This window comes from Campylobacter sp. IFREMER_LSEM_CL1846, assembly GCF_025772105.1.
GTDB classification, from domain to species: Bacteria; Campylobacterota; Campylobacteria; order Campylobacterales; family Campylobacteraceae; genus Campylobacter_D; species Campylobacter_D lari_D.
Window position 1 is genome coordinate 1 of record NZ_JAKMRM010000015.1, and the last position, 22,711, is coordinate 22,711.

Below are 22,711 nucleotides of genomic sequence, written 5' to 3' on the forward strand. Positions count from 1 at the left end.
TTATACCGCTTTTATAATTAAACACCAAAGAAAATTTCAGGTTTTAATCTAAGCATTAAACAATATGCAGCCAAACTAGCTTGCTCTCTTGTATAGTTTCTATTGCCTTGTATATGAATGCATTCTTGTAAAAAGGTTCCATCTTTATACATAGCTCCTATGTAGATGGTGCCTGCTTTGGTATTTTTATCATTTTCTTCTCCAGCTACCCCACTAAGCGCTAAAGCAAAATCACAATTTGTGGTTTTAAAAACCCCTTTTAACATAAAATAAATACAACGATCAGAATATTCCCCAACACTTTCTAAAGTATCATTGCTCACCCCAAGCCAAGAATTTTTTAAACGATTAGAATAAGTGATCAAAGAACCCTCAAACACATTAGAAATTCCTGAATTTTCAGCAAATTTTGAAGCACAAAGTCCTGCGGTGCAACTTTCTGCAAAGGAAATTTTTAAGTTTTTTTCTAAAAGTTTTTTGGCTATAAATTTAATAGGATCATTTCCTAAAAATACTTTTCCTGCAAAAAGTTTGAAAACCCCTTTTAAAAATCCTTCTAGTTTTCCATATTGACTAGCGCTTGCTCTAATGCAAATGAGATTATCTAATAATGCACTTGAGCAAGTTTGAATTTCAAAAGAAGTAGTAAGTGTGCTAAGTAAGATATTTGCACTCATTTCATCTATATCTAAAAGACAAAAATACGCATAGTCAAGTTCAGGATTTTGCAAAATCAAAGGCAATTTTTGCTCTATATTTATATTTAATAAATTAATATGGCATTGCTCAAAAGAACTTAAAAAGGAATTTTTTTCACGCAAAGCTTTTGAAGGTACTAGGGTATCATTTTCTAAGATTAAAACATCATCATTTAAGGTTGCTATGATTTTAGCTATGGTTGCATAGTATTCGCTAATGCTAAAAATGGTTATATAGCTATATTCTTTAGAAAGTTTTTCAAGTAAAAAAGGAAGTTCTTTATCAGGTTTGTTTATAAATTTTAACTCATGAAGCTCTAAAAACTGCTTTTTGTATTCTTCTTGTATATAACGCATATAATTTTCATTAATAATAATTTCATTGCCTATAATGATGATGAGATGTTTCATGATTTTCCTTTTTTTATTGCGATTATAACAAAAAAATAAGTGCAAATTAAAAGTATTTTAAGTAGAATTTACTATTTTTAAATTTTTCAAGGTGGATTATATGGATTATAAAGATACGCTATTGCTTCCAAATACGACTTTTGCAATGCGTGCAAATTTAGCAGAGCTTGAGCCTAAGCGTTTTAGCAAGTGGTTTGAAAACAACTATGCTTATGAAAAAATGAAACAAAAAAGACAAGGAATAAGCGAGAGTTTTACTTTACATGATGGCCCTCCTTATGCTAATGGACATTTGCATATTGGCCATGCTCTAAATAAAATTTTAAAAGATATCATCATCAAAATGCATTATTTTCAAGGTAAAAAAGTGCGTTTTACTCCTGGTTGGGATTGTCATGGTTTACCGATAGAACAGCAAGTTGAAGTTAAACTTAAAGATAAAAAGCAAAGTTTAAGCAAAAAAGAAATTCGTGAGTTTTGCAGAGAGCATGCGAGAGAATTTGTAAATATCCAAAGAGATGAATTTAAGTCTTTGGGTGTGATTGCTGATTGGGATGAGCCATACTTGACTATGAAAAATGCTTTTGAGGCAGATATTTACAAAGCTTTATGTAAAATCGCTAAAAAAGGACTTTTGCTAGAAAGAAGTAAGCCTGTTTTTTGGAGTTGGGCTGCTAAGAGTGCATTAGCAGAAGCTGAAGTAGAGTATGAAGATAAAGAAGATTATTCTATTTTTGTAGCTTTTGAGCTTGATAAAACTTCCCTTGAAAAGCTAGGTGTAAAAAAAGCTAAAGCAGTCATTTGGACTACCACGCCTTGGACTTTACCGGCAAATCAAGCTATATCTTTAAATCCAAATGAAAAATATGTTATCACTGAAGAAGGTTATATTTTTGCTAAAGCCTTGCTTGAAAATATGATTAATAAAAACTTCACTCAAGGAAAAATTCAAAAAGAACTTTTAGGTTCTGAATTTGAAAATTTAAGTGCTATTAATCCACTTAATCAAAGAAAATCCACTCTTATTTTAGGCGATCATGTTTTAATGGAAGGTGGAACAGGGCTTGTACATACTGCACCAGGTCATGGTGAGGATGATTATTATGTGTGCTTAAAATATGGCATTGAAGTGATTATGTCAGTAGATGATGGTGGGTGTTATGATGAAACACTAAGAGCTAAAGGGCTTTTGCCAGAGCATTTATTAAATGAGTTTATAGGACTTCATATTTTCAAAGCAAATGAGCGTATTTTAGAATTGCTTGGCGAAGCTTTGCTTGAGAGTTCTAAATTTATACATTCTTATCCATTTTGTTGGAGAACACATAAACCGGTTATTTATAGAGCCACAAAACAATGGTTTATCTTAATGGATGAGAAAAAATTAGATGGAAAATCTTTAAGAGAACTAGCACTAGAGCAATTAAATAATGTGAAATTTTACCCAGAAAGTGGGGTAAAAAGACTTAGTTCTATGATAGAAAATCGCCCTGATTGGTGTATATCAAGACAAAGAGATTGGGGTGTGCCTATCGCATTTTTTAGAGATAAAAACACCAAAGAAGTGATTTTTGATGATGATGTTTTAGATCATTTGGTGGGAATTTTTGAAGCAAATGGAGCTGATGCGTGGTGGGATTTAGAAATAAAAGATTTATTACCGCCAAATAGCAAATATGATCCAAATAATTTAGAAAAAGTTTATGATATTTTAGATGTTTGGTTTGATAGTGGTAGCACTTGGGAAGCAGTATTAAACTCAGCAAGATATGATGCAGGAGAATATCAAGCTTCAATGTATCTTGAAGGAAGTGACCAGCACCGTGGATGGTTTCAAAGCTCACTTTTAATTTCTACTGCTATCAATCACAAAACCCCATATAAAAACATACTTACTCATGGCTTTACCGTAGATGAAAAGGGTCAAAAAATGAGTAAATCTAAGGGTAATGTGATTTTACCTCAAAATGTAGCTAAAAATTATGGGGTAGAAATTTTAAGACTTTGGATAATGCTTAGTGATTATTCAACAGACTTAAAAATTTCAGATAATATCTTAAAACAAGTAAGCGAGCAGTATAGAAAGATAAGAAATACTATAAGATTTTTACTTGCAAATACTAATGATATGGAATTTTTAGAAACAAAAAATTTCACACTTTTAGATAAGTGGATTTTAATGCGTGCAAAAGTTGCTTTTGAAGTATGTGAAGTTGCTTTTGAAAAATATGAATTTGCAAAAGGCTTTAGTGTGCTTTTAAATTTCTTAAGTGCGGATTTAAGTGGAATTTATTTAGATGTGTGCAAAGATAGATTATATTGTAATGCAAAAGATGATACAAAAAGAGTAAGCGCGCAAAGTGCTATGGTGCTAATAGCTAGAAAACTTTTTGCGCTTTTAGCTCCAAGTTTAACTTACACTATAGATGAAGCTTTAGAACATGCAAATGTGGCCATTAAAGAAAATGCTAAAGATGTTTTTGATTTGGTATTAAAAAATGGCTTTGATTATGAGTATAAAATCGAAGATGATTTATTTATAAAATCAAGAGAAAAATTCTTTGAACTTGTTGATGTATTAAAAAAAGACAAAATCATCAAATCAACCTTAGAGTTAAGCTTGCAAACAAGTGCAAATGAGCTTTTGAGTGAAGATATTGAAGAAGTAGCTGATTGGTTTATGGTAAGCTCAGTAGAAAGCTTAGATGATAAAGAAACTTTGAGTGAGTTTAAAATAGATGATCATAGTTTTAAAATAGTGCGTTCTTTATTGCACAAGTGTCCAAGATGTTGGAAATTTTTAGCAAAAGAAGAAGAATGTTTATGTCCAAGATGTAATAGTGTGGAAAAAGCAAAAAATGTTTGAGCAAGCTTTACCTTTTAGCGTGGTAGTGATTACTTTATTGAGCTTTTTATTTATCACGCTTTTTTTGTTTTATTTGGTTAAAAAATTTAAGGATAAATAATGGTAACTTTAAAAGAAGCTTTGAAATTTTCAAATGAAGAATTAGAAAATCTAAAAAAAGAATTAAATGAAAAAGCACATCAGCAAAAGCATTTAGGTGCTTATGTAGAGCAGTTTTTAAATAAAGACTTAAGCACTTCAGGTACTGGCGTACCAGTAGCTATAAAAGATAATATTAGTGTAAAAGATTGGGAATTAACTTGTGGTTCTAAAATTTTACAAGGCTATGTGGCTCCTTATGATGCAAGCGCTATTGTAAATTTACGCAAAAATAATTTTACTCCATTTGGAAGATGTAATATGGATGAGTTTGCTATGGGAAGTACAAGTGCAACTTCTTTTTATGGTAAGACTTTAAATCCGCTTGATAATACTAAAGTTCCAGGTGGAAGTAGTGGGGGGAGTGCTGCTGCGGTTGCTGCAGGGATAGCTTTAGCAAGTTTGGGTTCAGATACAGGTGGTTCAGTAAGACAACCTGCTGCTTTTTGTGGTTGTGTTGGGTTTAAGCCAAGTTATGGAAGAGTTAGCAGGTATGGTTTAGCAGCGTATTCTTCAAGCCTTGATCAAATAGGAGTTTTAACGCAAAATGTTGAAGATGCTGCGATTTTATATGATGCTATTGCAGGTTATGATGAAAAAGATAGCACAAGTGCAAACATAGCTTTTGAACCAACTACGCCAAAGCTAAATGCAAATAAAAAGCTAAAAATAGCTGTGATTAAAAACTATATAGAACAAACTAATGATGATGTAAAACAAGCCTTATTAAAAACCATAGATATGTTAAAAGCAAATGGCCATGAGATTGTTTATAAAGACTTAATGGATTCTACATTTGATGTTGCGGCTTATTATATCATAGCAGCAGCTGAAGCAAGTGCAAATTTAAGCCGTTATGATGGTGTAAGATATGGTAGAAGAAGTGAAAAATGTGACAATCTTAGTCAAATGTATGTAAATAGCAGAAGTGAAGGTTTTGGTGAGGAAGTAAAAAGAAGAATTTTACTAGGAACCTTTGTTTTAAGTAGTGGCTATTATGATGCATACTACATCAAAGCACAAAAGGCTAGAAGATTTATCAAGCAAAAATATGAAGAAATTTTAAACGATTGTGATTTGATTTTTATGCCAGTTGCTCCAAGCGTTGCTTTTGGTTTTAACGATATAAAAACTCCAGTGCAAATGTATTTAGAAGATGTATTTACTATTTCAGTGAATTTAGCAGGACTTGGTGGCATTAGTGTGCCAGTAGGAAAAAATGAAAATAGACTTAGTATTTCTGCTCAACTTATATGTAAAGCTTATGATGAGCAAACTTTATTAGATGGTGCTTTAAGCTTGGAAGAAATTATCAAAAACAAATAAAGGAAAAATTATGAAAATCATAAAACGCGCTTTGACTTTTGAAGATGTTTTACTAGTCCCTCAATATTCTGAGGTTTTACCTAAAGAAGTAGATATTAAAACAAGACTTACAAAAAATATCACCTTAAATATGCCTTTGATTTCGGCTGCTATGGATACAGTTACTGAACATAGAGCAGCTATTATGATGGCAAGGCTTGGTGGCATAGGGGTAATCCATAAAAATATGGACATAGCTTCACAAGTTAGAGAGATAAAAAGAGTTAAAAAAAGTGAAAGTGGCGTGATTATGGATCCTATTTATATAGGGCCTAAAGCAAGTGTTAAAGAAGCGCTAGAACTCATGGCTGAATATAGAATTTCAGGCGTTCCTGTGGTAGATGAGAATAAAATTTTAATAGGAATTTTAACTAATCGCGATTTAAGATTTGAAACTAACTTTGATAATTTAGTAGAAAATGTAATGACAAAAATGCCTTTAATCACTGCTAAAAAAGGCTCTACTTTAGATGATGCAGAAAGGATTTTCTCTACTAATAAAGTAGAAAAACTTCCAATCGTAGATGAAAATAATCGCTTAGAAGGTTTAATCACTATAAAAGATTTGAAAAAACGCAAAGAATATCCAAATTCAAATAAAGATGCTTATGGAAGATTAAGAGTGGCTGCAGCCGTGGGTGTGGGTCAGCTTGATCGCGTAAAGGCTTTAGTAGAAGCTGAAGTTGATGTTATAGTAATGGATAGTGCGCATGGACATTCTAAAGGGATTATTGATACATTAAAAGCAATTAAGGCTGAATTTAATGTAGATGTGATAGTAGGAAATGTTGCAAGTGCTAAAGCAGTTAAAGATCTATGTGAAGCAGGTGCAGACGCTGTTAAGATAGGTATAGGACCTGGTAGTATTTGCACCACTCGTATTGTTTCAGGTGTGGGTGTACCTCAAATTTCAGCTATAGATGAATGTGCAATAGAAGCGAGTAAATACAGCGTGCCAGTAATCGCTGATGGGGGTATAAAATACTCAGGTGATATTGCAAAAGCTATCGCAGCAGGAGCAAGTAGTGTGATGATAGGTTCACTTTTGGCAGGAACTGATGAGAGTCCAGGTGAGTTATTTACTTATCAAGGAAGACAATATAAGAGTTATCGTGGCATGGGAAGCTTAGGTGCTATGCAAAAAGGTAGTTCAGATAGATATTTCCAAGAAGGTACAGCTCAAGATAAACTTGTACCTGAAGGTATTGAAGGTAGGGTGCCTTATGTAGGAAGTATAAAAAGTGTAGTACATCAACTTTTAGGTGGGCTTAGATCTTCTATGGGTTATGTAGGTGCAGTAGATATCAAAGCTTTCCAAGAAAGAGCTGAATTTGTAGAAATCACCGTAGCAGGATTAAAAGAAAGCCATGTGCATGATGTAACTATCACTGCTGAAGCACCAAATTATAAGGTGAGTAATTAATGGAATTTGAAGATCATATCAAACAAGCCGAGCTTTCTTTGGAAAAACTTAATGATAAAGATTTGGACCTTAAAACTTGCGTAGAAATTTATAAAGAAGGTTTAAAAAGTATCAAGCAAGCAAGAACTATGCTTGAAAATGCTAAATTAGAAATCGAGCAAGTAGATGAGTAGTGTTGTAGCTTTACAATTTCCCACTTTGGCTTTGAGTGAATCAAGGCTTGATTATTATCTAAAAGCTGCTAAGGAAAGTGGTGCGAATTTGGTGGTTTTGGGCGAGTATGTTTTAAATAGCTTTTTTAGTGAGCTAAAAACTATGCCAAAAAGCATGATCAAAGAACAAAGTCAAAGCAAAAAAGCAAGCTTGATAAAACTTGCTAAAAAATATGATTTAAATATTATTGCACCTTTCATAAGTGTTGAAAATGATGGTTTAAAAAAACTATGCTTAAAAGTAGGTCCACAAAATGTAAAAGTGTATGAGCAACAAATTTTAATGCCTTATGCACACTGGAATGAAGAAAAATTTTTTAACAATAAAAAAGCTGATAAGCTTAAACTTTTTACTTTCACACATGAGGGCTTAAAATGTGCTTTGCTTTTTGGCTTTGAGGCACATTTTGATATCTTTTGGCAAATGATCATGAAAAAAAAGATAGACTTAGTCATCATTCCCACAGCTAGTACTTTTGAAAGTAATCAAAGATGGCTAGAACTTTTAAAAACAAGAGCCTTTTTAAACTCAACAAGCATTTTAAGGGTTAATCGTATAGGTAATTTAAAGCAAGAAAATGAGTGGAAATTTTATGGAGATAGCTTTTTTATTAATGCTTTTGGCGAAGTGCAAGAGCAACTTGGCGATCAAGAAGAAATGCTTGTAGTGGAAGTTAGTAAGGCAAATGAAGCTAGAAATTTATGGGGCTTTGATAAGCTTTTGAAAAATTATGAAGAATAGTTTATATTTTAAAACACAAATTATACTTTTAATATAAAGTATAATTTGTTAGAATTAACAATTTAATATAGTAAATTTGGATTTAACTATTTTGTTTATTAACTATAAACCAAAGAATTGAAAATCCTATTATTCCAATTGGTAAGACAAGTATAAATAATAAAAATTTTATAACTATTTTTGCAATGACTAAAAAAAGAGCATTGATAAAAAATACATTATCTCCAAGCAGTATATTTTTTAGTTCTTTCCATACAAAACATGCAAAAGGAAATAATAAAAATTAATTCCTAATATAATAAAAAATGAAATGCTGCTAGATAGTGGAGTGGTAAAATAAAAAAATACATGCTGCAAACACATAATGTCTTATAAGCCACACTAGATTTATAGTGCTAAAAACTTTTAGTGGATTGATCAAATTTTACTCCTTATTTATTTATAAAATATTTTGCAATTTTATTTTTTTAAATTAATTTAAACTTAATATTTTTATTTTAATATTGTTATATTAATACTAAATTAAATATAAAGTAGTTTTAGTATTAATAATTTATATAAGATTGTGTAAATATTTTGATGTGGCTATGTGATTTATATCAGGATAAAATAAATACTCATTAAAAAGTTTATATTTTATTTTTAGTAAACAAATGATAGAATTTTGCCTTAAATTTTCAAAAAATTTGAGGCAAGAATGCAAAAAATTCATTTTATAGGTATAGGCGGTATTGGAATTTCAGCTTTGGCGAGATTTTTAAAAGAACAAGACTTTAAGATTAGTGGTTCTGATATCAAAGAAAGTAAAATCACAAAAGAATTAGAAAAAGAAGGTATAAATATAAAAATTCCTCATCATAAAGACAATGTAAAAGATGTGGATTTAGTGGTGTATTCAGCTGCTATCAAAGAAGATAATGAGGAATTAATCAGCGCAAAAAAACAAAACATCACAACGCTTTCAAGAAAAGAAGCCCTGCCTATGATTTTAAAAGACAAAAGAGTTTTTGCGGTTGCGGGAGCCCATGGTAAAAGCACAACTTCAAGCATTTTAGCAAGCTTGATAGAAGCTTCTGTTATTATTGGTGCAGTGTTGAAAGAAAGTGGCACCAATATGCTTTATAAAGAAAGCGAAAATCTCATTTTTGAAGCTGATGAGAGTGACAGTTCTTTTTTGAACTCAAATCCTTATTTAGCTATAGTGACTAATGTTGAAGCAGAACATTTAGATCATTATGGAAATGATCTTTCAAAATTATACAAAGCTTATGAAGACTTTTTGCGTTTGTCTAAAATTCAAGTGATTAATGCTGAAGATGAGTTTTTGTCAAGTTTAAATTTAAATAATGCAAAAAAGCTTTACCCAAGCAAAGATATCACAAATATTTATATGAAAGTAGAAGATTTTAAGCCAAAAACCTATTTTACACTTAAAGATTTAGGCGAATTTAGCGTTTTTGGTATGGGTGAGCATGTGGCGATGGACGCTGCTTTGGCTATTTTGGCTGCGAGTGAATTTATAAGCACAGAAGAGCTAAAAACTAAGCTTTTAAAATATCAAGGGATTAAAAAAAGATTTGATATTTTGTTTGCAAATGAAAATATGGCTTTGATTGATGATTATGGACACCATCCAACAGAAATCAAAACAACACTTAAAGCAGCAAGTGAGTATGCAAGGCTAGCTGGATATAAAAAAATCATAGCTATTTTTGAGCCTCATCGTTATACGCGTTTAAGTACAAATATAGAGTATTTTAGCGAGGTTTTAGCAAATGTTGATGAGCTTTATATTTTACCTGTGTATGCAGCAGGAGAAGCTAAAATAGAGATTAATATGCAAAAATACTTTCCAAAAGCTAAATTTATAAAAGAAATCAAAAGAGAAGAAAGTGCTATTTATCTTGATGATGAGTTGATTGAAAATGGCTTGGTAATCGGTTTTGGTGCAGGAGATATAAGCACAAAGCTTAGGGGTAAGTATGTTTAAGATTTTTTTATATATCTTAGCTTTTTTTGCGATTTTACTTTTTTTCATTTTTTTGCGTAAAAAAATAGGCAAGATTAGTAATTATCTTTTGATTTTAGTATTGATTTTGATGATTGTCTTTGCGATTAAATTTGAGCTAAGTGCCACAAGAAGTGGGGTTTTGAAAAAAGAAACGCTCAATGCATTTTTACAAGGACAAAGTCTAATTTGCAAAGATGTTAATGTCACTAAAGAGTATTTTAACTTTGAACATGGAACGCAAAGTTTTATTTCAAATGGTAAAAATAAACAATTTAAAGCCTATGTTTTTGATATAAAAGATTGCAAGGTAGATAAATAATGCAAGAGCAATTTTTTAAAAAGTTAGATTTAGATGGCTATATAGAAGATTTTAGGGGGCTTTTTGCAAGAGATAAAGAAATTTTTTTACAAGGTGATAGCAAGCTTCATTATAAAAGAATCAATGAGCTTTCACTGATTGATTTTAATCCTCCACCTATGATAGAAGAGCTAAATGGTGCTTTAACTCATCTTAGCAAGCAAGGAATTTTACATTTAAGCCAAAGCTTTGAATTTATTAAAATCTGTATGTATTTTAGATACTTAAAGGGCTTAAAATTTGAAGAAAGTTTAAAAGAATGGCTTTTAAAAATAGAAATTCCACAGGCTATTTTAGAGCTTTTTGAGTATTTTGATGAAAAGGGTGAGATTAAAGAAAGTGTTGATGAAAGACTTGTTAATCTAAATTTAGCTCTAAAGATAAAAAAAGAAAGCTTGGTAGCTGAGTTTAAAAAACTCACCTATACTAAAAATCTTAGTGCATATTTGATCGATACGCAAATCCATCTTATCAATGGTATGGAGGCCTTGCTTTTACGCGGTGGGTTTAATCATGTCCTAAAAGCAAAAATCATAGGTAGAAGTAGTGGCGGTGGATTTTATGTGGTGCCTTTAAGCGTAGAAAAAATCCAAAGTCAAATAGATGAAATCAAAGATGCTAAAGAAGAAATTTTTTATGAGTATGCTAAAAAAATCAGCTTGATTTTTTATAAAAATTTAATGTTTTTGAAATTTATCAATAATGCTTTTGATTTATTTGATCATTATAGCGCTAGAGTTTTGATGGCTAAAAAACATGATTATGAGTTTGTTTTAGCTGATAGCTCTAATAATTTAAGCTTATATAACTTCGCACATCCGGCTTTAAAAAATGCAAAAAGTGTTAATATAGAGTTTAATAAAAAAGTTTTAATCATCACAGGTGTAAATGCAGGTGGTAAGTCTATGCTTTTAAAAGGAATTTTAAGTGCAGCTTTACTTGCAAAGCATTTACTTCCTATGAGAATTAATGCACAAAAAAGCCAAATAGGCAATTTCAAAGAATTTGATGCGATTTTAGAAGATCCACAAAATGTAAAAAATGATATTTCTACTTTTGCAGGAAGAATGTTGCATTTTTCTAAGCTTTTAGGTAAGAAAAATGTTTTATTAGGGGTTGATGAGATAGAGCTTGGAACAGATTTTGAAGAAGCTGCGTGTTTATATACTGAGCTTATTTCTAAGCTTTTAGAACAAGATAATAAAATCATCATTACAACCCACCACAAACGCCTTGCTATGCTTTTAGCTAAAAATTCACAAGTTGAACTCATCGCTGCTTTGTATGATGAGGAATTATCACGCCCAAAATATGAGTTTTTAAAAGGCACTATAGGCAAATCTTATGCATTTGAAACGGCTTTAAGATATGGCATAAGTGCAAATTTAGTGCAAAATGCTAAAAAGCTTTATGGAGAAGATAAAGAAAATTTAGAAGAAATGGTAAGTAAAAATATCAATCTTGAACTTTCTTTACGCAAGAAAAATGAAGAGCTTGAGAAAAAAGAAGCTAAGGTAGATGAAATTTTACTTTCACTTAAAGATCAAAAAGAAAAAAATGAGCAAGAATTTAAAAAGCTTATTTCTAATTTAGAATTTAAATACCACAAAGCCATAGAAGAAGCTAAAAAAACGATAAATCTAAAAGATATTAAAGAAAAACAAAGAAGTTTAAACAAAGCCAATGAACTTAAAAAAAGCATTGTTTTACCAAGTATGGAGCAAAATGAAGAACTTAGAGTTGGGGATTTTGTAAAATATGAAAAAATCAAAGGTAAAATCACTGCAATTTCAAAAAACGATGCGATGATTCAAAGCGATGGTTTGAGTTTGCGTGTGCCATTAAAGCTTCTTAAAAAAAGCAATCAAAACCCTACACAAAAGGTAAAACCAAGTGTCAATATAACCCGTCCAAGTGCTTTAAATATGACTTTAGATTTACACGGCTTAAGAAGTGATGAGGCGCTTGAAAGATTAGATAAATTTATCTCTGATGCTTTGATAGTGGGTTTTGATGAGGTGATAGTTTATCATGGTATAGGCACAGGAAAACTAGCTTTTGCGGTAAAAGAGTTTTTAAAAGCCCACAAAAGTGTAAAAAGCTTTAATGATGCTCCGATTAATCAAGGTGGTTTTGGTGCTAAGGTGGTTAAATTATAATTTATTAATCCTATCTTGATCACTATCACCTTTAAAAAATGCATAGTTTTTATTATTACATTTATATGCAAAATAGATATCTTGATTTTCTTTAATAAAAGGTTCAAAATAATTTGTAATCACTTCTTTATTTTTTTCTATAAATCCCATATTTGTAATTTTTGAAAAATCGTTAATATAGCAAAGAAAATCAATATATTCATAATCATTTTGTATTAAAAATTCTTGAAAAAGACTATAAATATTTTCTGTAAAATTACCTATAAAATCAACTATTCTAATGCATTTTGCTTGAAGTATTTTTATTTCTCTTGTAACAAAAATACATTCTAGTGTAGATTTTTCAAATATTCCCAAAAATTGATATTTGTAAAAAGGGTTGTTGTAGTATCTGTTTATAAAGTATTTTTTGGATTTATAAGGTATAAAATTAAATTTAATATTTGATTTTATGAATTCTTCTGCATTTAAAATTTTATATGTAAAATTAATATTTTTTAAGTTACATATCGATGGAGAATTTGCAAAATCAGCCATATAAAAAATATTTTTTTTATCATTTTTAATATAAAAATGCTTAAGTGGTTCTATTTTATCATATAAAAAAAGTTTATAATATTTTATACCATACTCTGATAATCCAGCATTTCCAATTGATTTTGGTGTTAAAGTTTCTAGTAGAAATTTAATTAATACTAATCCAAATGTAGGTTTAATGCTTTTCCAAATTCCAAACCATAAATCTTTGTTGGCTTCGAGTTTATTATCATATTGACTAAGTAAGGTAAAGCCTAATATAGATTGAATAATATTATCTTCTAATCCCAAAACAATATTATACCTTTGATTGTATTTATCTAAATACTGAAAATCAAGCACTTCTTTATTATAGGCAAATACATGATTTTTATTCCAATGATTTTTTATAAATTCCATTATTTTGTTTGCTTCTTCTAATTTTGCAAAACGGATTTCAACCATAGTTAGCCTTTCCATATATAAACTCATTGCAATCATACCTATGAAGAGCAAAAGGATTATTAATTAAGTCTTTGTAGTTAATATCTTTTGAAGGTATGGAGCTAAAAGCAAAATCAAAATTATATTTTTTAAGCCATCTTTTTGCATAAGAGGTGCTTTCTCCATAGGGATAAGAAAATATTTGTATTGGTGGTTTTATAAAAGAGTTTAAAAAATTTATAGAGGATTTTAGCTCATATTTTTGGTTATATATGTTCAATGTTTTAAAGCTTAAATGGGTAAAGCTATGGCTAGCTATCAACATACCATTATCACTCATTGTTTTCAATTCATTTTTACTTAAATATAAATTATCAAAAATTTCATCATCATTCCAAAAATTTGTAATAACTTGATCTAAAATTTTTTCTTTATATTCTGGTTTTATAAAATAATTAAATAAGAGTTTAAAGTCTTTTGTACTTTTATCATCATCCAATTCTTGATAATAGTTTTTAAAAAGTTTTAAAGAAGATCTTTTTAACATGCTTGGTTTTATAATATTATAGGCAGTGTTTAATAAAATCCCCCCCCCCATTTTTCCAAGTAAATAATGTATTCTATGAACATCTAGTGCTTTTTTCTGTTTAAATATACGAGTAGGAACAAAAAATATACCAAAAAGCTTTCTTTTTGTAAGTTCGTTAAAGACATAATTATAATGATCTTTAAGTCCATCATCAAAGGTTAATAGAATTTTATTTTTTAATTTATTACAAAACAATGGATTTTCTTTTAAAAATAAAAATTCTTCAAGGTTTACAAATCCAAATTCTTTTTCAAAAAAATCTAATTGTTTTTTAAAATTTTCAATATGTAAATATCTAAAATTAGGTAATTTTTTTACTTTTTCTCTTATGTAGTGATACATTATTATTTTCATAATTATCCTTTTTGGATATTATATCAAAGCTATCTTTAAAAAATAAAACTTAAATTTAATATTTTTTTGTTACTCTTTTAAACAAGGTTTAATAATGAAACAAGTGATGATTTTAAGCGGGGCAGGTTTGTCTGCTCCAAGTGGTATAAAGACTTTTAGAGCTAGCGGTGGGCTTTGGGAAGAGCATGATGTGATGGAAGTTTGCTCTGCAACTGGCTTTAGAAAAAATCCTAAAAAAGTTTTGGAATTTTATAATAAAAGAAGAAAAGAACTAGCTAGTGTTAAGCCAAATCACGCACATGAAATCATCGCTTTATTAAAACAAAAATTTCCAAAACAAATTAGCATTTTAACGCAAAATGTAGATGATTTATTAGAGCGAGCAGGTTGTGAAGAAGTGGTGCATTTGCATGGCTTTTTACCTGAGCTTAGGTGTTTAGAGTGTGAAAATATTTTTAACATAGACTATGAAAGTAGTGATGATAAAATTTGTCCTAAATGTCAAAGCAAAAGTGTAAGGCACAATATCGTGATGTTTGAAGAAATGGCACCAAATTATAAAATTTTATATGAAAAATTACAAAATTGTGATTTATTTGTATGTATAGGCACAAGCGGGCAGGTTTTACCCGTGGGAGAGTATGCAAGAGTATGCAAGCAAAGTATATTAAACAATCTTGATGAGGATAAATATTTAGAAAGTAATTTCACAAAAGTTTATATAGAAGATGTTTGCACGGCTATTGATAAAATCAAAACCGATATAGAAAATTTCTTGGAAGCAAAATGCTAGAAGTAATCTTACAAGGTATAGTTTTAGGTATGGGTGTGTCTGTGCCTTTTGGACCTGTAAATATTTTGATCTTAAATACTGCTTTGTCTTCTTTTAAAAATGCTTTTTGCGTTGGGCTCGGTGCTTTAAGTGCTGATATACTTTTTTTGATTTTGATTAATCTTGGGCTTTTAAGCTTTGCAAATAATGAATTTTTTTATAAAATACTAGCGGTTTTTGGCTTTTTCTTTTTGAGTTTTATGGTATTTTTAATGCTAAGAAAAACAAGAAAAGTCGATCTTAACAAGGTAAATAAAACACATCCTTTAAAAGGTTTTAGCAAAGGATTTTTCTTAAATGTTACAAATCCTTATGTTATAGGCTTTTGGGTGAGTGTAGCAGGGCTTAGCATGCAGAGTAAAAACTCTTTTGCCTTGCTTTTTGGTTTGGTTGGTTTTATTGTGTTTTGGATTTTTACTCTATCGTTTTTTGTGTCTAAATTCAAAGCACTTGTAAAAAACAAACATATATTTTACATTAATCTTTTTTCAGCATTTATTTTAGAGTATTTTGCTCTTTCTATGCTGTATAAAGCTTTTATAGGATAGAACATGCAAGTAGTTGAAATTTTTAAAGAATTGAGCAAATTTAAATCCATCACCCCAGATGATGATGGAGCATTAAATTATATTGCAGTGGAGTTAAGTGATTTTGAAGCTTTTTTTATAGAAAAAGAAGGTGTGAAAAATCTTTTGCTGACTAAAAAATTTAGTGATGATGGTGAGCATTTAGCTTTTGGCGGGCATGTAGATGTAGTGCCTGCAGGAGAGGGTTGGAGCAGTGATCCTTTTGAGCCTTTAGAAAAAGATGGGTTTATTTATGTAAGAGGTGCACAAGATATGAAAAGTGGCGTGGCTGCTTTTATGTGTGCAGTTAAGGAGGTAGAAAATTTCAAAGGAAGAATTTCACTGATTTTAACAAGCGATGAAGAAGGCGAGGCTAAATTTGGCACGCTTGAAGTGCTTAAATTTATGCAAGAAAAAGATATGCTACCTGATTTTGCTGTGGTTGCTGAGCCAACTTGTGATAAAAAATTTGGAGATAGTATTAAAATAGGGCGTCGTGGTTCTATCAATGCAAAATTGCTTATCAAAGGCAAACAAGGCCATGTAGCATACCCGCAAAAATGCATTAATCCTGTGCATAATTTTGCTTTTGCTTTGAAATTTTTAGCAGGTTTTGATCTTGATCCAGGCGATGAGGTATTTGCACCATCTAAAATCGTTATTACTGATATACGCGGTGGTATGGAAGTGTGTAATGTAACCCCAAATGATTTAAAATTGATGTTTAATGTAAGAAATTCTCCACAAACTAGCTTAGAAGATGTAAAAGCTTATGTAGAAAAGACTTGTGAAGGACTTGATTATGAGTTGAGCATAAATCAAAGTTCAAATCCTTTTTTAACACAAAGTGATTCTAAAATCGTACAAAAACTAAATGAGAGTGTGCAAAAAATTACTCAAGTAGTGCCAGAACTTAACACCAAAGGTGGTACAAGTGATGCGAGATATTTTGCTGAGTTTGGTGTGAGGGTGGTAGAATTTGGCGTGTGTAATGATAGAATTCATGCAATTGATGAAAGAGTGAGTATAGAAGAGCTTGAAAAATTGTATTTAATTTTTAAAGATTTATTAGAGAATTTTAACTAGGAAAAGCATGGATGTAATAGGAATTTAGAGTAGCCTCTCATTTAAGAGTACCTTGCAGCTACCGGCAAGTTAGCCCTCTAAACTTCTAAAATTATATCATTAATTTTTTAAAATGGAGTTAATAGGAAGTAAAATGTCTTTTGAGCTTGATGTAAGTAGCTATGAAAAAATAGAAAAGCTATTTATCAATTTTAAATTAAAATGTGATTTTAAATTTAGAATGATAAAAGGGATTAATGTTTTGCATTTTGGATATTTGTGGGGAGCTTGCAAAGAAGCACAAAAGATTTTAGAAAAAAATCAAAAATGTGAAGATTTGTTTGAGTTAATTATGAAAATTTATTCCAAAAGACGCAAAAATCATCAAGCAAATTTTTTACTTTTACAATGTTATGAAAATGCTCTAAGAAGTACTTTAGCAGTAAAAATAGCAAATTTGTATAATAAGTTAGATGATGATTGGTTTAAATCTAGCGAAGAGGCTTTTAATCCTGCTTTAAAAAGTCTTTTAAAAAAAGTTAAAAAGAGATGTCAAAAAATAGATGAATATAATAGCACTTGGCAAATTTTTGATGATTTTTGTCTGATTGATTTAGAAGAGATATTAATAGATCATTGGAGTGAATTTGCTTATATATTTAAAGATAAAAAAATATATAAAAATCAAGTCTTACCAAGTTTTGGCACCAAAGAACATCTTAAAACAAAACTAAGCCAAATAAGAAAAGCTAGAAATGAAACCTATCATAATAAACCTACAAAAATAAAATTTAAAAAAGATTTGGAAATTTTACTTTTGAGATTTGGTTATAATTTAGAAGATGCTATTGATATTGGAGAGATAAAAGAAGCTATTATTTTAAGATTTAATTATAATAATGTAAGTGAGTAAGTATTTTAAGTAAAATAAATAAAGGTTTTAAATGATTATCAATGGGCAAAAGTTTGAGTTAAAAGAGCTTAAATTCATGGACTATGTTCAAGAAAAACAATTAAAAATAGAATTTATTGCCTTAGAATTAAACGGAGAAATTATCCCAAGGGATAAATTTGAAAATTTGATTTTAAAAGAAAATGATAAAGTAGAGATTGTTACTTTTGTAGGTGGTGGTTGATGAGAATTAAATTTAATGGTAGTATGATAAACACGCATTTTAAAAACACTTTGGAATTTTTTCAAAGTGTGAGTAAAAATGAAAATGATGTATGGATAGTCAATGGTTTTGCAACAAAAGAAAGTTTGGAGCTAAAAGAAAATGATGAGCTTTTTTGTATAGAAAAAAATACTTTACCACCATATGAAGCTCTTGATGCGATGATGAGGGCAAGACATACTCCAAAACTTCATGATAAGCTTAAAAAGGCAAGTGTGGCAGTGTGTGGACTTGGTGGACTTGGTTCGCATATAGCTATAAATTTAGCAAGAAGCGGGATTGGTAGGCTTCATTTGATTGATTTTGATGTGGTTGAGCCAAGTAATCTTAACCGTCAAGCTTATATGGTGGAAGATTTGGGTAAATTTAAGGCTGAAGCTTTAAAAGATCAAATCGCTAAAATTAATCCTTTTATAGAAGTATTTGCACAAGTTTTAAAAATAGAAAAAGAAAATATAGCCAAACTTTTTACAAATGATGATATAGTTTGTGAAGCCTTTGATAGTGCAAAATATAAAGCGCTTTTAGCGCAAAATTTTCATCAACACTATCCTCAAAAAACATTAATTTGTGCTTCTGGCTTAGCAGGATATGGCGATAGCAACAGCATACAAACAAGAAAAATTGCAAAAAACTTTTATGTTTGTGGTGATTTAAAAAACGAGGCAAAAGTAGGTAATGGACTTATGGCACCGCGTGTAAATATTTGTGCAGGACATCAAGCAAATTTAGTTCTAGAACTTTTAGCGAGCGAGTAATGGAAAAATTAAAAATAGGAAAATATGAGTTTAATTCCAGGTTTATTCTAGGTTCTGGGAAATTTTCTTTTGAGCTTATAAAATCAGCCATTGAAGAAGCAAAAGTTGAGATTATCACCTTAGCTTTGCGTAGGGTAAATGATAAAGGTATAGAAAATATACTTGATTTTATCCCAAAGCATATTAAGCTTTTACCAAATACTTCAGGTGCAAGAAATGCTAATGAGGCATTGCGTATAGCAAGACTTGCAAGAGAGCTTGGTTGTGGAGATATGATTAAGGTCGAAGTAATTAGCGATAGTAAATATTTATTACCGGATAATTATGAAAGTATAAAAGCAGTAGAACTTTTAGCAAATGAGGGTTTTACACCTTTAGTTTATATGTATCCTGATTTATATGCAGCGCGTGCTATGGCTAATGCGGGAGCTGCTGCTATAATGCCTCTTGGAGCTCCTATAGGAAGCAATAAGGGCTTAAAAACTAAAGAATTTATACAAATTTTACTTAATGAAATTAGCTTACCTATTATAGTAGATGCAGGTATAGGAAATCCAGCACAAGCTTGTGAAGCCATGCAAATGGGAGTAAGTGCAGTGATGGCAAATACCGCCATAGCTCAAGCTAAAGATGTAGCAAAAATGGCAAAGGCTTTTGCGTTAGCTATAGAGGCAGGATATAATGCGTATTTAGCAGGTATAGCAAATGAAAGTACGCCAAGTGCAAGCTCGCCTTTGAGTGGTTTTTTAAGAGATTAAAATGCAAAAATATCCTCATATGCAAAGTATTGAAAGTGAGATTTTAACTAAGGTTTTAAAAGAAGTTAAAAATTTTGATGAAAGTAAATTTAGCGCTTTTGATGTAAAACAAGCTTTAGTTAAAGATTATCTTAACATAGAAGATTTGAAAGCTTTGCTTTCAAGCGCAGCAGAAGATTTTATAGAAGATTTAGCACAAAAATCAAGCAAGATTACTCAAAAATATTTTGGAAATTCCATTTTGCTTTTTACGCCTTTATATCTTTCTAATTTTTGCAATAGCAAATGTACTTATTGTGGATTTCAAAAAGGAAATAATATTAAAAGAGCTAAGCTAAACGAGGCTGAAATTCACAAAGAAATGCAAGAGATTAAAAAAAGTGGCTTGGAAGAAATTTTACTCTTAACAGGTGAGGGCAGGGAATATGCTAGCGTAGAATATCTTGCCAAAGCTTGTGAGATAGCAAAAGAGTATTTTAAGGTCGTGGGAATTGAAGTTTATCCTATGAATGTAGATGAGTATACATTGCTTCATGAAAAGGGTTGTGAATATGTAAGTGTTTATCAAGAAACTTATAATCAAAAAACTTATTCTAAAATTCATATTGAAGGTGAAAAAAGTGTATTTGAGTATCGTTTTCATGCACAAGAGCGAGCGTTAAAAGCAGGTATGAGAGGGGTTGCTTTTGGAGCTTTACTTGGCGTGGATGATTTTAGAAAAGATGCTTTTGCTACGGCTTTACACGCGTATTTTTTACAGCAAAAATACCCTCATGCTGAAATAGCTTTATCTATCCCTAGATTAAGACCTATTATCAATAATAAAAAAATTCATCCAAAAGATGTAAGTGAAACAAGGCTTTTGCAGGTTTTATGTGCTTATAGATTATTTTTACCTTTTGCGAGTATTACGATTTCTACGCGTGAAAGAGCAGGATTTAGAGACGGGGTTATTAAACTTGGAGCTACTAAAATGAGTGCAGGTGTAAGCGTGGGGGTAGGTGAGCACCAAGGTGATAAAAAAGGTGATGATCAGTTTCAAATTAGTGATATGCGTAGTGTTGATGAGGTTTTAGTTATGTTAAAAAATGCAAATTTACAAGCTATAATGAGCGATAGTATTTATGTGGGATAAAAAAATCATTGCTATTAGCGATAGTCAAAATACCCAAGGAGATTTTTTAAATTTTATTGAAAAACTAAGTCAAAGTAGTATTGATGCTTTAGTGCTTAGAGAAAAACATTTGGATGAGTTAGAATATACTAAATTAGCCAAAGAAGTATTAAAAATTTTTAATAAAACTCAAAAAATTTGCTTTTTGCATTATCATTATGAAGCTTGTTTAAAATTAAATCATCAATTTTTTCATGCTCCCTTAATAATTTTACAAAATTACCCACAAAGTTATAAAAAATTTGAGCTTTTGGGTACTTCTGTCCATTCTAAAGAAGAATTAGATTTAGCTTATAAGTTTAAAGTAAATCATGCTTTTTTCGGACATGTATTTGAAAGCTCATGTAAGGCTGATTTAACACCAAAGGGTATAAAAAATTTAAAAGATTTGTTAGAAGTTTCAAAAATACCCATTTATGCTATAGGTGGGATAAATATCCAAACTATAAATCATTTAAAAGATTTAAATTTAGCAGGCGTATGTATAAGAGAAGCTTTGTGTAAAAGTAAAGATGTAAAAAACTATGTTTTAAAGTGTAAAGATCTTTTAGTCCAAAAGGACTAAAAGATTATAGCCAGAAAAAGTATGCAATTACTGCAAGTGCGATTGAGCAAAAGATATTTAATATAATCCCAACTTTTACCATTTCTTGTTGTTTAATATGTCCTGTACCAAAAACTATAGCATTTGGTGGTGTAGCAACTGGTAGCATGAAAGCACAAGAAGCACCAATAGCAATGATTAAAGCAAGTCCTAAAGCAGGAACGCCTAAAGTATCTGCTATAGAGATAAATAAAGGCACAAGTAAGGCTGCTGAAGCAGTATTTGAGGTAAATTCAGTTAAAAATACTATAAAAAATGCCACAATTAAACCTATAATAAATAAATGTCCATTTTCTATAAATGAAATGATAGTATCAGCCATTACTTTACTAGCGCCAGAATCTCTTAATACTACACTTAGAGTGATACCTCCACCAAAGAGCATTAATACACCCCAATCGGTATTTTTTTGTATATTTTTCCAATCAATTACTTTAAAAGCACATACTAAAACAGCAGCCAATAAAGCAATAATTGCATCAAGATTTGCTATTTTGTGTCCAAAAATACTTGTGATGATAGGACTGATATTACCACTAAAAATCCAAGATAGTGCAACGACTAAAAAGATTATTAAAGTGATGATTCTAGGTCTTGTAAGTTCTATATTTTCAGTATGTAAATCAACTTGTAGATTAAATTTAGGTTTAAACATAAAGTATAAAATTAAAATCATTGCAGGTAGGAAAATTAAAACAATAGGAATTCCGTATTTTAACCATTGTGCAAAAGTAATGTGTAATTGAGTGGCAACGATTGCATTTGGTGGAGTTCCTACTATGGTGCCTATACCACCTATACTCGCACTAAAAGCTATACCTAAAAGGATGAAAACATAAGTATTTCTATCTTTTTGCGGATCAAGTGAAGCTAACATACCTATAGCAAGCGGAAGCATCATAGCTGCTGTTGCGGTATTACTCATCCACATGGATAAAAATGCAGTAGTGATAAAAATATACAAACTAGAAAGGCCTAAATGCCCTTTTGCTAATGTTAAAATTTTATGTGCAATAAGTTTGTCTAATTTTTGATGATGCATAGCTGCGGCCAAAGCAAAACCACCAAAAAATAAAAAGATATTAGAATCAGCAAAACCTGTTAAAGCTTTAGCGGTGGGTAGTAATCCCAAAATAGCAGCTAAAACAGGTACTAAAATAGCTGTAATAGTAACATGCAAAGCCTCACTAAGCCATAAAACGGCAATAAAAATTAACAAAGATAAACCTTGGTTTACTTTAGTTTCACCAAAAGGGGAAAAATAAAGCAAAGCGATAAATAACACTAAATCAGCAACGACTATAAGTGTTTTTGTATTTGAACTCATTTAACAACTCCTTTAAAATATTGCAGTTTTGTAACATATTCTAAATGAATTTTCTTTTAAATATCAATTTTTGTATAAAATTTTTTCAATAAAATTATTCTTGTGTGGAAAAAAGTAAGTTTTAGTAAAATTTATTTGTTTTTGGTATAATTTTTGCTAATTAAAA

At 30.3% G+C, this 22,711-nt stretch carries 21 protein-coding genes; 17 read left to right on the plus strand and 4 right to left on the minus strand.

The genetic code is table 11. The features are described from left to right. Nucleotides 1–17: 17 nt before the first annotated feature. A complete protein-coding gene (locus tag L8W40_RS07055) occupies nucleotides 18–1,109 on the minus strand; it encodes a CinA family protein (protein WP_133319790.1) in 1,092 nt (363 codons plus the stop codon). Between the two features lie 100 nt (nucleotides 1,110–1,209). Here L8W40_RS07055 and ileS point away from each other — a divergent pair, with 100 nt between their 5' ends. From ileS to L8W40_RS07095, 8 genes are all read left to right on the plus strand, one after another. Next, nucleotides 1,210–3,975: an isoleucine--tRNA ligase gene (ileS, locus tag L8W40_RS07060; protein WP_263665047.1), complete on the plus strand. Its 2,766-nt coding sequence runs from the start codon at nucleotides 1,210–1,212 to the stop codon at nucleotides 3,973–3,975. Nucleotides 3,976–4,074: 99 nt separating this feature from the next. Then, nucleotides 4,075–5,439, plus strand: coding sequence for an Asp-tRNA(Asn)/Glu-tRNA(Gln) amidotransferase subunit GatA (gatA, locus tag L8W40_RS07065; protein WP_263665048.1), 1,365 nt, complete (start codon nucleotides 4,075–4,077; stop codon nucleotides 5,437–5,439). Between the two features lie 10 nt (nucleotides 5,440–5,449). Continuing rightward, on the plus strand, nucleotides 5,450–6,901 hold the full coding sequence (gene guaB / locus L8W40_RS07070) for an IMP dehydrogenase (RefSeq protein WP_263665049.1): 1,452 nt from the start codon (nucleotides 5,450–5,452) through the stop codon (nucleotides 6,899–6,901). Further along, the gene (xseB, locus tag L8W40_RS07075; RefSeq protein WP_039628709.1) at nucleotides 6,901–7,074 is read left to right on the plus strand and encodes an exodeoxyribonuclease VII small subunit; all 174 of its coding nucleotides are present in this window, start codon (nucleotides 6,901–6,903) and stop codon (nucleotides 7,072–7,074) included. Before guaB ends, xseB begins: the two co-directional genes overlap by 1 nt. After that, nucleotides 7,067–7,855: a carbon-nitrogen hydrolase family protein gene (locus tag L8W40_RS07080; protein WP_263660238.1), complete on the plus strand. Its 789-nt coding sequence runs from the start codon at nucleotides 7,067–7,069 to the stop codon at nucleotides 7,853–7,855. The genes xseB and L8W40_RS07080 overlap by 8 nt, the downstream gene beginning before the upstream one ends. Before the next feature lie 697 nt (nucleotides 7,856–8,552). Further along, the gene (murC, locus tag L8W40_RS07085) at nucleotides 8,553–9,845 is read left to right on the plus strand and encodes a UDP-N-acetylmuramate--L-alanine ligase (protein ID WP_263665050.1); all 1,293 of its coding nucleotides are present in this window, start codon (nucleotides 8,553–8,555) and stop codon (nucleotides 9,843–9,845) included. Beyond that, a complete protein-coding gene (locus L8W40_RS07090) occupies nucleotides 9,838–10,185 on the plus strand; it encodes a hypothetical protein (RefSeq protein ID WP_263665051.1) in 348 nt (115 codons plus the stop codon). The genes murC and L8W40_RS07090 overlap by 8 nt, the downstream gene beginning before the upstream one ends. Then, nucleotides 10,185–12,383, plus strand: coding sequence for an endonuclease MutS2 (locus tag L8W40_RS07095; RefSeq protein WP_263665052.1), 2,199 nt, complete (start codon nucleotides 10,185–10,187; stop codon nucleotides 12,381–12,383). The genes L8W40_RS07090 and L8W40_RS07095 overlap by 1 nt, the downstream gene beginning before the upstream one ends. Here L8W40_RS07095 and L8W40_RS07100 read toward each other — a convergent pair. Together L8W40_RS07100 and L8W40_RS07105 are read right to left on the minus strand one after the other, a co-directional pair. After that, complete coding sequence (locus L8W40_RS07100; RefSeq protein WP_263665053.1) at nucleotides 12,378–13,391, minus strand: hypothetical protein; 1,014 nt, start codon at nucleotides 13,389–13,391, stop codon at nucleotides 12,378–12,380. The two genes, L8W40_RS07095 and L8W40_RS07100, sit on opposite strands and share 6 nt — an antisense overlap. After that, the gene (locus tag L8W40_RS07105; RefSeq protein WP_263661175.1) at nucleotides 13,357–14,286 is read right to left on the minus strand and encodes a polysaccharide deacetylase family protein; all 930 of its coding nucleotides are present in this window, start codon (nucleotides 14,284–14,286) and stop codon (nucleotides 13,357–13,359) included. Before L8W40_RS07105 ends, L8W40_RS07100 begins: the two co-directional genes overlap by 35 nt. Before the next feature lie 94 nt (nucleotides 14,287–14,380). Here L8W40_RS07105 and L8W40_RS07110 point away from each other — a divergent pair, with 94 nt between their 5' ends. From L8W40_RS07110 to L8W40_RS07150, 9 genes are all read left to right on the plus strand, one after another. Beyond that, nucleotides 14,381–15,079: an SIR2 family NAD-dependent protein deacylase gene (locus L8W40_RS07110; protein ID WP_220567304.1), complete on the plus strand. Its 699-nt coding sequence runs from the start codon at nucleotides 14,381–14,383 to the stop codon at nucleotides 15,077–15,079. Beyond that, the gene (locus tag L8W40_RS07115; RefSeq protein WP_039628698.1) at nucleotides 15,073–15,666 is read left to right on the plus strand and encodes a LysE family transporter; all 594 of its coding nucleotides are present in this window, start codon (nucleotides 15,073–15,075) and stop codon (nucleotides 15,664–15,666) included. Before L8W40_RS07110 ends, L8W40_RS07115 begins: the two co-directional genes overlap by 7 nt. 3 nt (nucleotides 15,667–15,669) lie before the next feature. After that, on the plus strand, nucleotides 15,670–16,770 hold the full coding sequence (gene dapE / locus L8W40_RS07120) for a succinyl-diaminopimelate desuccinylase (protein WP_263665055.1): 1,101 nt from the start codon (nucleotides 15,670–15,672) through the stop codon (nucleotides 16,768–16,770). Between the two features lie 133 nt (nucleotides 16,771–16,903). After that, nucleotides 16,904–17,662: a CAAX protease gene (locus L8W40_RS07125; RefSeq protein WP_263665056.1), complete on the plus strand. Its 759-nt coding sequence runs from the start codon at nucleotides 16,904–16,906 to the stop codon at nucleotides 17,660–17,662. Nucleotides 17,663–17,693: 31 nt separating this feature from the next. After that, nucleotides 17,694–17,885, plus strand: coding sequence for a sulfur carrier protein ThiS (thiS, locus tag L8W40_RS07130; RefSeq protein ID WP_263662968.1), 192 nt, complete (start codon nucleotides 17,694–17,696; stop codon nucleotides 17,883–17,885). Then, the gene (thiF, locus tag L8W40_RS07135) at nucleotides 17,882–18,682 is read left to right on the plus strand and encodes a thiamine biosynthesis protein ThiF (RefSeq protein WP_263665057.1); all 801 of its coding nucleotides are present in this window, start codon (nucleotides 17,882–17,884) and stop codon (nucleotides 18,680–18,682) included. Before thiS ends, thiF begins: the two co-directional genes overlap by 4 nt. Beyond that, nucleotides 18,682–19,440 carry a thiazole synthase gene (locus L8W40_RS07140; RefSeq protein ID WP_133319804.1) on the plus strand — a complete coding sequence of 253 codons (759 nt, stop codon included), beginning with the start codon at nucleotides 18,682–18,684 and terminating at the stop codon, nucleotides 19,438–19,440. Before thiF ends, L8W40_RS07140 begins: the two co-directional genes overlap by 1 nt. A 1-nt stretch (nucleotide 19,441) precedes the next feature. Beyond that, complete coding sequence (thiH, locus tag L8W40_RS07145; protein ID WP_263665058.1) at nucleotides 19,442–20,575, plus strand: 2-iminoacetate synthase ThiH; 1,134 nt, start codon at nucleotides 19,442–19,444, stop codon at nucleotides 20,573–20,575. Further along, nucleotides 20,565–21,179 (plus strand): thiamine phosphate synthase, encoded by a 615-nt coding sequence (locus L8W40_RS07150; protein WP_263665059.1) that lies wholly within the window; start codon nucleotides 20,565–20,567, stop codon nucleotides 21,177–21,179. Before thiH ends, L8W40_RS07150 begins: the two co-directional genes overlap by 11 nt. Before the next feature lie 4 nt (nucleotides 21,180–21,183). Here the strand turns inward: L8W40_RS07150 and L8W40_RS07155 are convergent, their stop codons facing one another. Next, nucleotides 21,184–22,545, minus strand: a complete 1,362-nt coding sequence (locus L8W40_RS07155) for a DASS family sodium-coupled anion symporter (protein ID WP_133319807.1) — start codon at nucleotides 22,543–22,545, stop codon at nucleotides 21,184–21,186. Nucleotides 22,546–22,711 lie beyond the last annotated feature (166 nt).